General features: G+C 41.5%; 12 protein-coding genes, 1 tRNA gene and 2 pseudogenes. 13 read left to right on the forward strand and 2 right to left on the reverse strand.

The features are described 5' to 3' along the window. Positions 1 to 123 precede the first annotated feature (123 nt). The 6 genes and pseudogenes from coaE (at position 124) to AC559H_RS00250 (ending at position 4,945) form a co-directional block, all read left to right on the forward strand. Positions 124 to 771 (forward strand): dephospho-CoA kinase, encoded by a 648-nt coding sequence (coaE, locus tag AC559H_RS00225; protein WP_026793356.1) that lies wholly within the window; start codon positions 124 to 126, stop codon positions 769 to 771. A 62-nt stretch (positions 772 to 833) separates the two neighbouring features. After that, complete coding sequence (gene psb28, locus AC559H_RS00230) at positions 834 to 1,184, forward strand: photosystem II reaction center protein Psb28 (protein ID WP_026793357.1); 351 nt, start codon at positions 834 to 836, stop codon at positions 1,182 to 1,184. Positions 1,185 to 1,476: 292 nt separating this feature from the next. Continuing rightward, the gene (locus tag AC559H_RS00235; RefSeq protein WP_026786304.1) at positions 1,477 to 1,923 is read left to right on the forward strand and encodes a T3SS (YopN, CesT) and YbjN peptide-binding chaperone 1; all 447 of its coding nucleotides are present in this window, start codon (positions 1,477 to 1,479) and stop codon (positions 1,921 to 1,923) included. 270 nt (positions 1,924 to 2,193) lie between these two features. Continuing rightward, positions 2,194 to 2,376 (forward strand): annotated as a pseudogene (locus AC559H_RS00240) (AAA family ATPase); the annotation flags it as partial. Continuing rightward, positions 2,367 to 2,549 (forward strand): annotated as a pseudogene (locus tag AC559H_RS00245) (CapA family protein); the annotation flags it as partial. The pseudogenes AC559H_RS00240 and AC559H_RS00245, both read left to right, overlap by 10 nt. Before the next feature lie 557 nt (positions 2,550 to 3,106). Then, positions 3,107 to 4,945: an AAA family ATPase gene (locus AC559H_RS00250; protein WP_026786305.1), complete on the forward strand. Its 1,839-nt coding sequence runs from the start codon at positions 3,107 to 3,109 to the stop codon at positions 4,943 to 4,945. On the opposite strand, the gene AC559H_RS00255 is transcribed toward AC559H_RS00250, so the two are convergent. Continuing rightward, the gene (locus AC559H_RS00255; protein WP_141292963.1) at positions 4,929 to 5,090 is read right to left on the reverse strand and encodes a ribbon-helix-helix protein, CopG family; all 162 of its coding nucleotides are present in this window, start codon (positions 5,088 to 5,090) and stop codon (positions 4,929 to 4,931) included. The two genes, AC559H_RS00250 and AC559H_RS00255, sit on opposite strands and share 17 nt — an antisense overlap. Before the next feature lie 647 nt (positions 5,091 to 5,737). Here AC559H_RS00255 and AC559H_RS00260 point away from each other — a divergent pair. The 6 genes from AC559H_RS00260 (at position 5,738) to AC559H_RS00285 (ending at position 13,180) form a co-directional block, all read left to right on the forward strand. Beyond that, entirely contained in the window at positions 5,738 to 7,726 is a 1,989-nt protein-coding gene (locus tag AC559H_RS00260) for a CapA family protein (RefSeq protein WP_051319793.1), read from the forward strand. A gap of 69 nt (positions 7,727 to 7,795) precedes the next feature. Beyond that, positions 7,796 to 8,689: an aldose epimerase family protein gene (locus tag AC559H_RS00265; protein WP_026793359.1), complete on the forward strand. Its 894-nt coding sequence runs from the start codon at positions 7,796 to 7,798 to the stop codon at positions 8,687 to 8,689. A gap of 71 nt (positions 8,690 to 8,760) precedes the next feature. Further along, positions 8,761 to 8,832, forward strand: a tRNA-Lys gene (locus AC559H_RS00270). 91 nt (positions 8,833 to 8,923) lie between these two features. After that, the gene (locus AC559H_RS00275) at positions 8,924 to 10,195 is read left to right on the forward strand and encodes a hypothetical protein (RefSeq protein ID WP_026793360.1); all 1,272 of its coding nucleotides are present in this window, start codon (positions 8,924 to 8,926) and stop codon (positions 10,193 to 10,195) included. Between the two features lie 436 nt (positions 10,196 to 10,631). After that, the gene (gene fba / locus AC559H_RS00280) at positions 10,632 to 11,711 is read left to right on the forward strand and encodes a class II fructose-bisphosphate aldolase (RefSeq protein ID WP_026793361.1); all 1,080 of its coding nucleotides are present in this window, start codon (positions 10,632 to 10,634) and stop codon (positions 11,709 to 11,711) included. Positions 11,712 to 12,109: 398 nt separating this feature from the next. Next, a complete protein-coding gene (locus AC559H_RS00285; RefSeq protein WP_237745613.1) occupies positions 12,110 to 13,180 on the forward strand; it encodes a sensor histidine kinase in 1,071 nt (356 codons plus the stop codon). Positions 13,181 to 13,187: 7 nt separating this feature from the next. On the opposite strand, the gene AC559H_RS00290 is transcribed toward AC559H_RS00285, so the two are convergent. Beyond that, positions 13,188 to 13,970, reverse strand: a complete 783-nt coding sequence (locus AC559H_RS00290) for a calcium-binding protein (protein WP_051319792.1) — start codon at positions 13,968 to 13,970, stop codon at positions 13,188 to 13,190. A 192-nt stretch (positions 13,971 to 14,162) separates the two neighbouring features. On the opposite strand from AC559H_RS00290, the gene AC559H_RS00295 reads away from it, so the two are divergent. Then, a complete protein-coding gene (locus AC559H_RS00295) occupies positions 14,163 to 15,578 on the forward strand; it encodes an HD domain-containing phosphohydrolase (protein ID WP_026793363.1) in 1,416 nt (471 codons plus the stop codon). Positions 15,579 to 15,585 lie beyond the last annotated feature (7 nt).

Consider the following 15,585-nt stretch of genomic DNA (forward strand, 5'->3'; position numbering starts at 1 on the left):
GGGTTTATGCCTTGAATAAACAATTACCGAAAGGGAATCTACTATTTATTTTTTACAGAAGCCACCCAGATAGACTATTTCTATTACTATTATGAATAGTATTATAGATTTAAAAACAGGATTATGCGTTTAATTGGTCTTACCGGAGGGATAGGAAGCGGAAAAACGACCGTATCCAACTATCTTACCACGACCTACCGACTCCCCATTTGGGATGCGGATTTATATGCGAGAGAGGCAGTGGAACCCGGTTCACCTGTTCTCAAACAAATTGTTGACCGCTATGGGAGGGATATTCTACTTTATAATGGTAACTTAAATCGGCAGAAATTGGCTAGTCTGATTTTCTCAGACTCATCGGAGCGAATCTGGATAGAGCAACGGATACACCCCTTTGTGCGCCATTGTTTTGTTAACAATATTAAACAATTAAAAGCTCAAAAAATCGAGAATCCTGATTGCAACCCTTACGCTGAAGGGGTTTTAGTGATTCCATTATTATTTGAATCGCAAATGATGGATTTAGTTACGGAGATTTGGGTTGTTTATTGTTCTGTTGAACAGCAATATTTGAGGTTGATAGAACGAGAAAAAAATAATTTGGGTCAAATTTTAACCACCGAAGAAGCTAAAGCTAAAATTAATAGCCAAATGTCTTTAGCAGAAAAATGTAAACAGGCAGATATAATTTTAGACAATTCTTCAACGCCAGCAGAACTTTTTAAACAAGTGGATGCAGCAATTCGGGGGCAAAATATCCCCCAAAACTAGAAAAGAGTTGAGGTTTTCCTGAAAATAGGATAAAATCAAGAAAAAGCAGAGAGGAAAAAATCATGACAACCTCTGTACAGTTTATTGATGGATTGGATGAAGAAATTAGCGGGATTAGTCTGCGGAAACGTAAAGACTCCGAAACAAAAATTGTGGTCTTGCTATTTGAGCGTCTGCAAGCTATAGAAAGATTAAGAGCCTATCGGAAACAAATCACTAATTTGTGGTTACGCGATGAAGAAGGACAAATTAAAGTTACCCCCAGCAATGTCAAGTTCTTCTATGCAGAAAATGAGGATCTTTCTAAGGTTGAATGTTACTTTGAAGTATACTCAGAAGACATTTTTGAGCGAGTCATGCGGTTTTTAAATCGTTATGCTGATGAGAATGGATTCCAATTTCAGTCTACCTAAAAAATCAGAACGCGCCAGAGCGCGTCCTAAATCCTATTTTTCCAATTGTTTCAACGCTTGAAACGTGGCAAAGAAAAAGCCCAATGAACCTAACACAGTAATCACTTGAGCAATTAATTTAGCATTAGTGATTGCAATTTCATCCATGGTTTACCCTCCAATCAAACTCAACTTCAGATTCACTATTTTTAGTGTAACCGAGTTTCAGCGTGTTGAGAAATAATACAAACTCTGTTTCTAGTGACCCCAAAGATGTTAAAACTGAGGAAAAAGTTCAGGGAGAATGCTAAAAATGCAATTTCAAACCGCAATCCAAGAAGCCTGTTATAACAAAATTGCCACCTGGATGAGAGAATTATATGGCAAATTTCCTTGTGCTAGAGAAGACGTACCCGGATTAGCAATGGTCATGGGTTCAGCATTAGTTGAGGTATTTGTATTCCCTTGGGAAAAAGATGATGCCATTATTAATGCTCGGTCTTATGTGGTGACAGATGTAGAACTTTCTCCAGATTTATTACATTTTCTCCTACGAGAAAATAATATTATGAGGTTTGGAGCTTTTGGGATTGATGAACACGGGGATATTATTTTTGAGCATACTATTGTTGGTTCTACTTGTGATAAATTAGAACTAGAAGCCTCAGTTAATGCAGTGTTAGAAATTGCCGATGATTATGATGATAAAATAGTAGAACGTTGGGGAGGAAGACGGGCTTTAGATCGGATTTCAAGTTAAAAATAATGATAGCTGGGAATTGGGAACAGGGAACAGACTTTACCACAAGTGGTTTGCTGGATTAGTTTTTGTCAAATACCCAATTTAGATGCGCTCCGAAGATTATATAGCGCTACGCATTACAGTTAGGACACTTTTTATTCCTGAAACCCTTTCACTGCTTACTGTTCCCTGTTCCCTGTTCCCTAGTGGGTAGCACTATAACAGTTTTATGGGTGGTTTTAATTATTTTTTTTAGTTATAATTAACTTAAATAAATCCGCCCGTAATCCTATAAAACGTCCTGAATTGTTACCAAAATTAGGCTTAGAACCCCCCCGTGGCGTATTATTTGTTGGCCCACCCGGAACGGGTAAAACCCTAACCGCCAGGGCTTTTGCAGAAGAATTAGGAGTCAGTTATATTGCTATTGTCGGCCCAGAAGTTATGGGCAAATATTATGGGGAAAACGAATTGCCTATTTAGGCTATTACGATGCCGACTTTCATGCTGCTACTGAGAGTTTAGCCGGAACCAATCCCCGTTATGATGAGCGGGTAGCCGCCGATATTAAAGCCATTCGAGATCAGGTGGATTGGGTGGTGGTTAACTACCATTGGGGCGTAGAACTGGCGGAATATCCGGGGACTAATGTTTGAAATCCTTGGTTTCTGATGGGTCGGGGTCTATGTCACAGACTGAATCCCCCTTACCCCCTAAATTAGAAACTAAATGCGATGAATACGGGAAAATTATTGACCTATCTCAAGCCTGGAGCCATTTGTGAGATGCTCGTTCACCTGAACGCAACATTTTTTTAAGAAACCCCTTGCCAACCCCAAAGTGTTGTGTTACTATTAGAAGTTGTGCGTGAGAAAAGTACAAAACGCGCGGGTCGGATTTCAAGTTAAAAATAATGATAGCTGGGAATTGGGAACAGGGAACAGGGAACAGACTTTACCACGAGTGGTTTACTGGATTAGTTTTTGTCAAATACCCAATTTAGATGCGCTCCGAAGATTATATAGCGCTACGCATTACAGTTAAGACACTTTTTATTCCTGAAACCCTTTCACTGCTTACTGTTCCCTGTTCCCGAGTGCTACGCACTATAACAGTTTTATGGTGGTTTTGATTATTTTTTTTAGTTATAATTAACTTGAATAAATCCGCCCGTAATCCTATTTTTTAATCAGGTTTTAAAATGACTAATTTATTTGATGGGTTTGATCAATTATTTGAACTAGCAAAAACCTTAGATGAAAAAATCAAAAGTGGAGAAATTAAAACCAACGTACAAATCGGTTCTCGTACCAGTATTCCTAGACAGGGGAATATACCAAAAAACAATACAGAATTCCGTTCTGTAATTATTACTCCTCCATCGGTGGAAACCCCCTCAGAAACCCCTAATTTTTCCCCTCAAAATTTCCATCTCCCATGCAATATTTCAGAAGTGGGGGGGTTAGGAGATGTGATTCAACAATTACGAGAATTAGTAGAATTGCCTTTAAAACGTCCTGAATTGTTAGCAAAATTAGGCCTAGAACCCCCTCGCGGCGTATTATTTGTCGGGCCCCCAGGAACGGGTAAAACCCTAACCGCCAGGGCTTTTGCAGAAGAATTAGGAGTCAGTTATATTGCTATTGTCGGCCCGGAAGTTATGGGCAAATATTATGGGGAAGCGGAAGCCAAATTAAGACAAATTTTTGAGAAAGCCGCGAAATCAGCCCCTTGTATTATTTTTATTGATGAAATTGATAGTTTAGCCCCCCATCGTTCCCAAGTGGAAGGGGAAGTGGAAAAACGATTAGTGGCTCAATTATTAGGCTTAATGGATGGTTTTGCCAAAACCCCAGGAGTGATTGTTTTAGCCTCAACAAATCGCCCCGATGCTATTGACCCAGCCCTACGACGTCCGGGCAGATTTGATAAAGAAATTCGCTTTCGAGTTCCTGATAGAAATGGGCGCTTAGAAATCCTTACTATTCTAACACAATCCATGCCCTTAAAAACAGTTAATTTAGAAGAAATTGCCGATTTATCTGTGGGATTTGTCGGGGCAGATTTAAAAGCTACTTGTCAAGCCGCCGCCTATACCGCTTTACGTCGTCAGGTTCCCTCTTTAGAAGCGACCGTTCCCGATCAATTATATATTAATCAACAGGATTTTATCACCGCTTTAACGGAAATTAAGCCTTCAGTTTTGCGGTCGGTAGAAGTGGAAAATCCTAATATTTCATGGGAAGAAATTGGCGGTTTAGAGAGTATTAAACAAACCTTACAGGATTCCGTAGAAGGTCAGTTACTTTACCCGGAATTATATCAACAAACCGGAGCCAAAGCCCCCCGTGGAATCTTACTTTGGGGGCCACCCGGAACGGGTAAAACCTTATTAGCAAAAGCGATCGCATCCCAATCTAGGGCTAATTTTATTGCGGTGAATGGGCCGGAATTATTAACCCGTTGGGTAGGAGCCGCCGAAGCCGCTGTTCGAGAATTATTTGCGAAAGCCAGACAAGCCTCTCCCTGTGTTATTTTTATTGATGAAATTGATAGTTTAGCTCCGATTCGTGGGGCTTATCTGGGAGATTCAGGGGTAAGCGATCGCGTTGTAGGGCAATTATTAACGGAATTAGACGGGTTACAAAATAGTTCTGAAGTCTTATTAATTGGGGCAACAAATCGCCCCGAAGCTATCGATCCAGCCCTCTTGAGATCGGGAAGATTAGATTTACAATTAAAAGTCGATTTACCCGATATTAATAGTCGTTTAGCGATCCTGAAAGTTCATAATAAAAACCGTCCTTTAGTTGATATTAATTTAACAAATTGGGCAACGGAAACTGAAGGTTGGAATGGGGCAGATTTAGCATTATTAAGTAATCAAGCCGCCTTAGAAGCCATCCGTCGCTATCGTCGCCAAGGGTTAACTGATCCGAAAGAAATTTCGATTACGACCGAAGATTTCCGTTTAGGATATGAAGGATTGATCTTACAACAACCTCGCACAAAGCCCACGCACTTCAGTCGTGGGATGTAGTGCGACCCCCTTTAGGGGGTGTGAGGGTTTTAATGTAATCCCTAAGAACTTCAGCCATTGATAATCCTTCTGATTCAGCATGACTTTTGAGACGTTCATATTCTTTCTCGTTAACATTAAACTGAATTTTCTTTTCCCTTGACATACTCTATTTAAGACTCTATTATCAGAGTATAGCAAGGATGTTCCTCGCTTATCTGGTCAGATGTTCTGACCTCCTTAAAAACAAGTTGTCAATGGCGAGAAAAAGGCAACCACTGTGATTATCCCTGTTGACTACAGAAAGCTCCGAAAAATCTTGGCAGAGCCAAAGACTGTAATAGTCGTGTGCCGTCAATTGGGACGAGGTACTTGGCATTCCTCAGAGTCTCGTACTCTCCTCTAATATTGCTGTGAAGCAATTCTGGAAACAGTAGGGGGCAACTCCATGAATACCGAGCAATCGGGGCTAGACAGGAGAATCCTACGCGGTTCACCCGTGGGAGTGTCAAATCGAACTCAATCCAAACCCTAACCAAAACTTTAAGCTGTATTCCCTAACCTAATTATTCTGGATGTTGGCGGCAGGGTGCAACCTGAGAGTTTATCCTATATTAGAAGCCTGTAGCCACTATTTGATTAGTAGTTACGAATAGATGTTGTAGGTAGACTAGAAATTCCTAAATCTATTCCTATGGCTACCATTTTTGATAAAATCTAATGATCAACGACTCGCTAGGGTCAGGGTTAAGGTGATCTTTATATTAAACTGAACCGCAAGCAAAATTTCTATAGGGAGAGGATAGTATTTTTATGGTTTATGCAGAATATTTAGGTCAACCTTCTATTTTTGAATTAGCCCGGACTGGAGACCTAAGGGCAATTAGCGATTTAATTAATACCTATCTCAGACCTGAAGGGATCTCAGCGAGAGTCGCGCCCCCCGATCATAAAGGCTGTTTACCCGTCCTGGTTGAATTTCAACAGGAAGCCATGAATGAGGGCATTGTTAAGTTTATCTGTCACTTGCTGTGGAAACTCAACGCCCCTAACCTAGAAGGAGTAAAAATTGCCGCCCGGTATCAAGGAGATGGGGAGATTCTCTGGAAACAATCGGTACGGCTAGTGACTCCAGCCAATCAAGTTTATCGAAGCAAAGGACAAGCATACCGACGGTGGTTAAATCTGGACGGGATTAAATTTAAAACCCTGCGGTTAATGTTTATGATGGGTTCGGCCGTTTCTACCTTTGTATTGGGCTGTTGGGTGAGTTACTACGAAGTCAACGCCCAACAACTCCCCCTATCCAACCCTCAAGAAAAGGTAGTGATGGTCGCACCGCCACCAAAACGCCATGATACCGTGCAAGCCGCCTTAGAAGTAGTTCCAGTGGTACAACAGGAACAAGTCAAAAATCCCCAAGATCCAACGGTGACTTTAGTATTTGGGGGAGATGTCACCCTGTCCGATCACTTTGAAGATGTGATTGGGACGAACTACTCCCTACCCTTTGCCCAACTCCCCGAATATCAGGATGCCGATGTGGCAATGGTGAATTTAGAAAATCCCCTCACCCGTTCTACTTTGCGCCGTCCCAACAAACAGTTTAATTTCAAAGCTGACCCAGAATCCGTTGAGGTTTTAACTCAAGGAGGAATTGATATTGTCAATCTTGCCAATAATCATACGATGGATTATGAGGAGCCGGGGTTAGTGGAAACCATCGCAACTTTAGACAAAGCTGGAATTAAGGCCGTGGGAGCAGGTCGAGATATTAAAGAAGCTCGTCGGCCCACGATTATTGAAGTTAAAGGTCAACGAATTGCCTATTTAGGCTATTACGATGCCGACTTTCATGCTGCTACTGAGAGTTTAGCCGGAACCAATCCCCGTTATGATGAGCGGGTAGCCGCCGATATTAAAGCCATTCGAGATCAGGTGGATTGGGTGGTGGTTAACTACCATTGGGGCGTAGAACTGGCGGAATATCCGGGGGACTGGCAAATTGACCTGGCTCGATTTACGATTGATCAAGGAGCCGATGTGGTGATTGGTCATCATCCCCATACCCTACAGGGTGCAGAAATTTATAAAGGTCGGCCGATTGTTTACTCCCTGGGGAATTTTATTTTTGGGGGAAATAGTCGCGCGGACTATGAAACTGCTGTGCTTAGAGTTGCCCTAAATGCTAACCATCAAATGAAGGTCGAGTTTTTACCAGTAGAAGTGACCCAATATCAAGCTAAGGTGATATCAACTAAAAAAGGCGAGGATATTATTAAACGGGTGGGGCGACTCTCACAAATTTTTGATCAGCCCATGCAGTCCTCCGTCGTCTTAGACACCCCCCAACGACAGATTAAACAGGTGGATGCAGCCTTAACCGAACCGACTTTACCCTTAGTGACGGAACCTAAGCCAGAAAGTCCACCTACTGCGACGGAGATAGTCCCATCGGAACCCCCGAAAACACTGTTCTCCGAACCCATGCAGTCTCCAGTTTCTGAGGGGTCGGGGTCTATGTCACAGACTGAATCCCCCTTACCCCCTAAATTAGAAACTAAAACGGAAACCCAGGATGACCTCAAACCCTATATTGATCAACCTTTTATTAAAGATCCGTTTATCTCCCTTCCTTCTTTTCCCCAGGCTCCCGTCCCTAGCACCCAAAGTTATAGGGGTTCCAACTCCCCAATTTCGTTTCAAATTGCTATTCCTAAACAGCAATCTGTGAGCACGGGATCTCATGCTGAAATTGATCTTCCTTTGAAACATCGAGAGCTTGATCAAGTCATAGGCTAAGATCCTAACGGTCACCCACTGAGTGAATTTGTTTACCTGTCCAAAGTTTATTTATTCCTAACTATTACTGTGTTTGCGATCGCACTGAAACCCCATCAACAATATAAAACCTACGTCCTGTCTGACCCGGCTACCCAGTCGAGCCTAGAAGTTGTACCCGAACGGGGCGGAATCATTACCCGTTGGCAAGTCGAGGGTCAGGATTTACTGTATTTAGATAGTGAACGGTTTGCTAATCCTGAGTTAACGGTACGGGGCGGAATCCCGATTTTATTCCCCATTTGTGGGAATTTACCCGATGATACCTACACATATCAGGGTCAAAAGTATCACCTCAAACAACATGGTTTTGCTCGAAATTTGCCCTGGACAGTAGCGCAACAGGCGACAACCCAGGGGGCTGCGATTACCTTGGTCTTGACAAGTAATCCCCAAACCCGTTCCGTTTATCCCTTTGATTTTGAAGTGGAGTTTACCTACACGCTCAAGGGTAACTCTCTACAGATTTTCCAACGTTATACGAACCTCTGCGGGACAATGGATAGTCTACCCGCCCAGACCATGCCCTTTTCCACGGGGTTACATCCTTATTTCCTAGCGGGAGATAAGGAGCAATTGGCTTTTGAAATTCCGGCGATGCAGTATCGAGATCAACGCACCCAGAAAAACCATGTGTTTACGGGGCGGTTTGATCCATTGGAGGAGGAAATAGACGGTCTGTTTAATCCCCTCACCGGGTTAGCCACCACCACCATTGATCACAGTCGTCGCTCTAAAATTATTATGGGCTATAGTTATGCCTATTCTAGTGTGGTCTATTGGACAGTCAAGGGCAAAGATTACTATTGTTTGGAACCTTGGACAGCCCCCCGCAATGCGATGAATACGGGAAAATTATTGACCTATCTCAAGCCCGGAGCCAGTTGTGAGATGCTCGTCCACCTGAATGCAACATTTTTTTGAGAAACCACTTGTCAACCCGAAAGTGTTGTGTTACTATTAGAAACTGTGCGTGAGAAAAGTACAAAACGCGCGGGTCGCTAACTCAATGGTAGAGTACTCGGCTTTTAACCGATTTGTTCCGGGTTCGAGCCCCGGGCGACCCATTTTTAAGGCATGATAAAGGTGAGTAACTCATCATTGAGATAAAGGTGAGTTGCTCATCATTGAATTATGTGTCTGTAGGGAAATTTAATAATGTTTAAGTCTTGTCGGAAACCATTAGTAATTCTTATTTCAAGTTTGTTTCTACTCATTCATTCAGGATTTATAGAAACAGCCAAAGCTTTAGCAGATCCGATAACGCCAATAAATGCTAACTCACCTGTTGTAATTTTAGCTAGTGACCCAACTCTACTCAGTAATATGGGTCAAGTCTTCGAGGATACGAAAAAAGGATCTTTCAATCTGATAAAAGGATCACAAGGTTTTATCGGAGAACAACTTCAACACGGATCAGAACTTTCCCAAAAAGTCAACGAGCTTACAAGAAAGCAGCTTGAAATTGGAAGCCGTTTAAGTGCTGAAGCAAAATCTTTATTAAATCAGATCAATCTATCACAGATAATCACCGATGTTAGTGGTGCAATCGAGGGAGATGTTGCTCTTAGCAAACAAGCTATGCAAGACCTCAGTAATTTTGTGGGTAGCAGTCAGTTTGTCGAAACTACTAAAAATGTTTTAGAACAGCAAAACATTGCTAAAGACCAGGTTTTAGAAGAAACGGCTCAACTACTTTATGCCAAGGCTGAATTAGGAAAACAGATTCTTGCCAACACCCAAACTACATTAGGAAATACTTTTATTTCATCGAATCAAATCTTGAAAGATGCAAGTAAAGTTAGTGGGGATCAATTAAAGTACGGTCAACAGCTAGTTCAAGACTTTGGAAACAACCTTCAAGCAATTGACTACGCAGATATTTCCAACAAAACTAACTCATTTTTAGCTAACATTAATATTCCGGTCAATCAACTGGTTTTGGACTCTATATCTTTTGCGGGTGAACAAGTGCTTGGAAAGAACAAACAACTCCGAAAAGATATGAAAGTTTTTCTACAATCAACTCCAGAAACTATGTGTCAATCTTATCTGGATAAAGTTCAAGGAGGTGATAGTTCCAGTTGGACGGCTATTGAAAAAGGTGCAGATGCAACAGTTGTAATACTTCGATCTGTAACAAGTGCTTCTGCTGCTGGTGCAGGAGCTTTGTCTGGTTATGCCGGAATTGCTTCTACTGTGTCTCAGTTGGGATTAGGTGGCTTAACTCAGTTAATAGCTGGCTGGTTGGGTAGCAGTGCAAGTGGAGCAGCAGCTACAGCAGTTGTGACTTCCGCCGTAGGTGGCCCTGCTGTCATGGGATTTCTATTAGTTGGAGGGACAGGTGCAGCTGTTTATGGTGGCTATCAAATTGGTAAAATAGTTATAGGAAACTACTTGCAAGAATGGGCTATAGCTAACTGTAAGTAATGCAAGTAAATTGATTGTGAGCATCAAAATCTGAGGCTTGACAAGTATTAGCCTTTGAACTCTCAAAGGCTCCTCATCTTTTCTATAGAGGGCATTGAAACGCTGATGACGAGCGATCGCAGAATTCCCAAAAGCCAACAGTGATACTTGACAAAAGTAACATTATGTCATATCGGAAAGTGCAAAACCGATACGAGGCAACAAGATCAATTGTTGTGAGCTTTTCTGGGCTTAACTTAGAGTGATTTTAAAGTTCCTTACCTGTAGCCATGGGATTGAAGCCCTGAAGGGCTTACTACGATTTTGAAGCCCTGCCCCTAAAAAAATAACAAATTTCTGATCAGAGCCACCGGAAATTACCAAATTGTCTTAATATTGTTTTGATTAGGACGATCTCGGAACCAATTTACAAAACAACAACTTAGGAGGCAATTTTATGGCGCTCGTACCCATGCGGCTTTTGCTAGATCATGCGGCTGAAAACGATTATGGACTTCCTGCATACAATGTGAATAACATGGAGCAGATCCAAGCCATTATGCAGGCTGCGGAAGAAACTAATAGCCCTGTGATTTTGCAAGCTTCTCGCGGCGCTCGTCAATATGCGGGCGAAAGCTTCCTACGCCACCTGATTTTAGCGGCGGTGGAAACCTATCCCCACATCCCCATTGCCATGCACCAAGATCACGGCAACTCTCCCGCCACCTGCTATTCGGCGATGCGTCATGGCTTTACTAGCGTGATGATGGATGGTTCCCTCAAAGCCGATGGTAAAACCCCCGCCAACCTTGAATATAACGTGGCTGTCACCTTAGAAGTGGTGAAAGTGGCTCACTCCATTGGTGTTAGCGTTGAAGGCGAACTAGGTTGTTTAGGTTCCCTGGAAACCATGCAAGGTGACAAAGAAGATGGTCACGGTGCAGAAGGGAAATTAACCATGGAACAGTTGTTAACTGACCCTGACGAAGCTGTTGAGTTCGTGGAACGTACCCAAGTAGACGCTTTAGCGATCGCCATTGGCACCAGTCACGGTGCTTACAAATTCACCCGGAAACCGACTGGTGAAATTCTGGCAATTAGTCGCATTGAAGAAATTCACCGTCGTTTACCGAATACTCACTTAGTGATGCACGGTTCTTCTTCTGTTCCTGAAAATTTGTTAGAAATCATCAACAAATACGGTGGTCAAATCCCTGAAACCTATGGGGTTCCTGTGGAAGAAATCCAAAAAGGAATTAAGAGCGGTGTTCGGAAAGTTAATATTGATACTGACAACCGTTTAGCGATTACCGCAGCCTTCCGGGAAGCGGCTTTCTCAGATCCTTCTAACTTTGATCCCCGTCACTTCCTGAAACCTTCTATCAAATATATGAAGCAAGTTTGTGCGGATCGTTATAATCAATTCGGTTCTGCGGGTAATGCAGATAAGATCAAAGTTCAAACTTTAGATGAGTTTGCAGCTAAGTACGCTAAAGGTGAATTGAGTGCTACTACTAAAACGGCTGTGGCAGTTTAATTAATCGGCCCTGATTTTAGCTTTAAATCATCTAAGTTGATGAATTGAAAGCCTGGTTTCTTAAAAAAGAGGCCAGGTTTTTCCTTGTAGTAAGCCCTTCAGGGCTTAATTTTGATTTGAAACTCAGTGATTAAGATTTCCGTCCTGGCAAAAAAGGGGGATTTCAAAATCAACTTTGCAAGATAGCATAGGAGGGGAAGTTTTAATATAGCAACCGCCAAGGCAGTTAAGACACCAGACGGATCTTGGAACCCAGACGGTAAAGTGTTTTCCCCCTGGCCGTGCACGGGGGGTTTGGGGGGCTGTTCCCTGATCCGGCGTTCCCTGCTATATCGCTAAAAATTAACCTTTGGAGCAACTGACGGGTGTAATATATGGGGCAAAAGCTCAGACAATCAATGGAGCTAAAGCGAGGAGTGCCAATTGCTATAATAGCTTTGATAGCATTGGGAGTTATTGCTTATCTTGCTCACAGTTTTTCGGTATCCAAAGTATTGATACCGATTGTTTCCGTATTAGTGGCTTTTTTCAGTTCTCTAATGGCGTTAATTTATTATCAAAATCTGCAACAGTTAAAACAAAAAAATGCTTCCTTAGAGGCACTATTACAAACTACGAAAGAACGGTTTTTACTAGAAAAACATGATCTAGGAAAACAACTGAAAACAACGGTTGAAAAATATAGCAATCTTGAATCTAAAAATAAAGTTTTGCAGGAGATGAATCATCGAAAAGATGATTTTCTGAGGCAAACATCCCATGAGTTAAGAACGCCGATGAATGGGATTATTGGTTCCTTACAACTCCTATTGGATGATTTATGTGATGATCGAGATGAAGAACTGGAGCTTTTAAAACAAGCCCATGATTCTTCCCTGCATCTATTAACGTTAATTAATCAGGTTTTAGATTTAGCTAGAATTGAAGAAGGTCGAATTTCTTTTGATATTAAAACTATTGATTTACAGGCGTGTTTAACGGCTGCTCTTTACCTACAATTTTCTAATATTCGTCAAAAAGGATTACGACTCTATAAACAGGACTATTCCCACCGAATTAAGGTCAAAGCTGACCCCACAAAACTTAAGCAAATTTTCATTAATATTATTGGGAATGCCATTAAATTTACAGACCGAGGCAGTATTTCAATTAGTACAGAAATTCGTCATGGTAATCATCCTCAAACACAAGAGAGTGAAGAAATAGCTGTGATTACGATTAAGGATACGGGAATTGGGATTTCACCTCACATTCAAGAAAAACTATTTCAACCCTTTGTGGTGGAAGATGAATCTCGACTCCACACCCTAGGAAGTACCGGATTGGGATTAGCAATTTCAAAAAATTTAGTCGAAATGATGGGAGGTAGAATTCAATTAGTTAGTCCAGGGAAGAATCAAGGAACCATCATTGAAATCTTTTTACCCTTAAGTGATGGAGAAACCTACAATTCATATTTAAACGAATAAACTAACCTCAAGGAGTCGGGAAAAAGAGAAAGGAAGATGTTAATAATTGTTGGGGTTGAATATTTTCTAAAAAGCCAATAATTTGACCTGTGCCTTGAACTTCAATTAAAGTTCCACCGCCAAGGGTACGTTCAATACTAGGAAATACCCCTCGCACAGCTTCTGGGGGAATGGAGGTTAAACGCAACTGAGCAAAAGAAGGAACTCCACTAACAATAATTAGATCTTCTCCGGGGGTAAAATCCGTAATTATATCTGCATTAGTGGGAATAAAATTGGATGAAGAACCTGTATTTTCGGGAGGAAAAGCACGAACCGAAAAGTTGTCAATCCCAAATCCTCCGGTTAACTGATTTATCCCTTTATCTCCGGCCAGATAATCATTTCCTCCTCCGCCCAAAAGGGTATCATTTCCCTGTCCTCCATAAACAGAATCATTCCCATCTCCGCTATTAATATAATCCGCACCTAAATTTCCTTGAATAATATCATTGCCATTTAAACCGATCAAAGAATCGTTTCCTTTCCCTCCAAATAAACTATCATCTCCAGCACCTCCCGATAGGGTATCCTGCTCCTCTAAACCATAAATGGCAAAGTTAAACGGGGCGAGAAACGGAGAGACTTGAATATAATCTGGGCCACTTGTGCCAATATATTGACCCTTTCTATTGACATCTTTTTGGGTAATCGTAATAATATTAACCCCCACTAGGGAAGTTGTAGTCCCTGTGGACATTGGCACAGGTTGTGAAACAGATAGAGATGAAAAATCTGGTTGCATTGTCATAAATCGACTCTCCCTAAAACATTAAGGCAAAGGAAATCACTGGGTTTCAAAAGCAATAATATCTTACGGTGATTGATCCTACCCTGGATTGGGGGCGATCTCGACGAGAAAATGAAAATTTTTCATGATTGACCCTGAAATTCTGCCCATAACAGTTAAGATTTAAGGAATAGTCGGGACTCGCTTTTGCCAATGAATCCAGAATCCACGCTCAATCAGCTTAAATCATCCCTTGGGGATGGTCAACTGCCTTCTAGTTACGGTGTTTACTTCAAAAATACCCTAGTTGCCCTGTGTCATGCCCTCGAAGATCACATTTTACAAAATAGTGATGCCACACCGGATCAACAACCTCTAGTATTAGTCACATTTCAGGAGGGAAAATGGTATCTTCAAGAAGCCGAACGGTATTTTGATATGGTTCAATCTTGTCGCCATGTTGTGATTAGTGCCGTTGCGGATAGTGGATTTTTGACCCATCGCACCGGACAATTAGAGAATGTCTCTTTAGTTAATTTAGACCGTTCTGATAGTTTAGTGATGGAGTGGAATTTAATTATTTTAGCTCCGAGTTATACCACCATGGTATTGTGCCATGAATTGAGGGAAGATGAATATGCCCATCATAGTAAACCAACGATTGATAGCGAACGAAAATTTTATGGATTATGGACATTTGATCAAAAGTTGGTTCGTAAATCTGCTGAAATTTTAATTGAGCGGTTTCGACCCTATAATCCTGAATTAGCGGATAGTTTATTGGCACAACATCAGCAAATTGTAGCTACACCTTATCATCAAGTTCCTGATTTAACTAGCGTAGTTTCTCGGATTGTTAGTTATTTACAATCTTCTCAACAAGAATTAATTACCGTTAACCGCCAAACCCGAGAATTATGGGAATTAGAAGGGCAAGCCAAACGAGTCAGCCGGAATATTAGTGGCAATAAATTACAGGCGTTTTTAAGAATGGCACAACGGGTGGATGAACGAGATCACGATAACCCCTGTGCTTCCTTACAAGTCGCGGCTTTATCGGAAACCATTGGTCAAATTTTAGATTTGCCTACGGTGACTTTAAGGCGGTTACGGTTAGCGGGATTATTATATAGAATTGGGTTAGCATCAGCACCGGATGAGGTGTTTAATCAAACCCCGGAAGAAATGGATGATGCCACGAAAAGGTTTTGGTCAGAACGGACATTAATTGGGGCTAGATTATTAGAATCTATGCCAGAATTATCGGAAGTTCGGGATGTCGTGTATTATTATTTAGAACATTGGGACGGCACGGGCAAACCCAATGGTTTAAAAGGAGAAGAAATTGATATTAAATCCCGAATTTTAGCTGTTGTAGCTTATTTTCAAGCCTTTATTCAACCCCGTGGTAAACGTCCGGCTTTGGGTTTAAGTGAAGCGCTAGAAAAATGTCAGGAGTTGAGTGGAACTCGGTTTGATCCAGCCATAATTGAATCTTTAAAAACCGTTGTAAAATTAACGGAAATAGGGTTGATGCAATTGCCAACTCAACCCAGTCAATTACCGAATATTTGGTTAGAGGAGGAGTTAACTTCTAAATCTCAACCTCAAAAAGAATCTAAAATTTAAGTTGTTT

Origin of the sequence: Planktothrix prolifica NIVA-CYA 540 (genome assembly GCF_963864145.1) — a bacterium.
In the GTDB taxonomy this organism is placed as follows: domain Bacteria; phylum Cyanobacteriota; class Cyanobacteriia; order Cyanobacteriales; family Microcoleaceae; genus Planktothrix; species Planktothrix agardhii.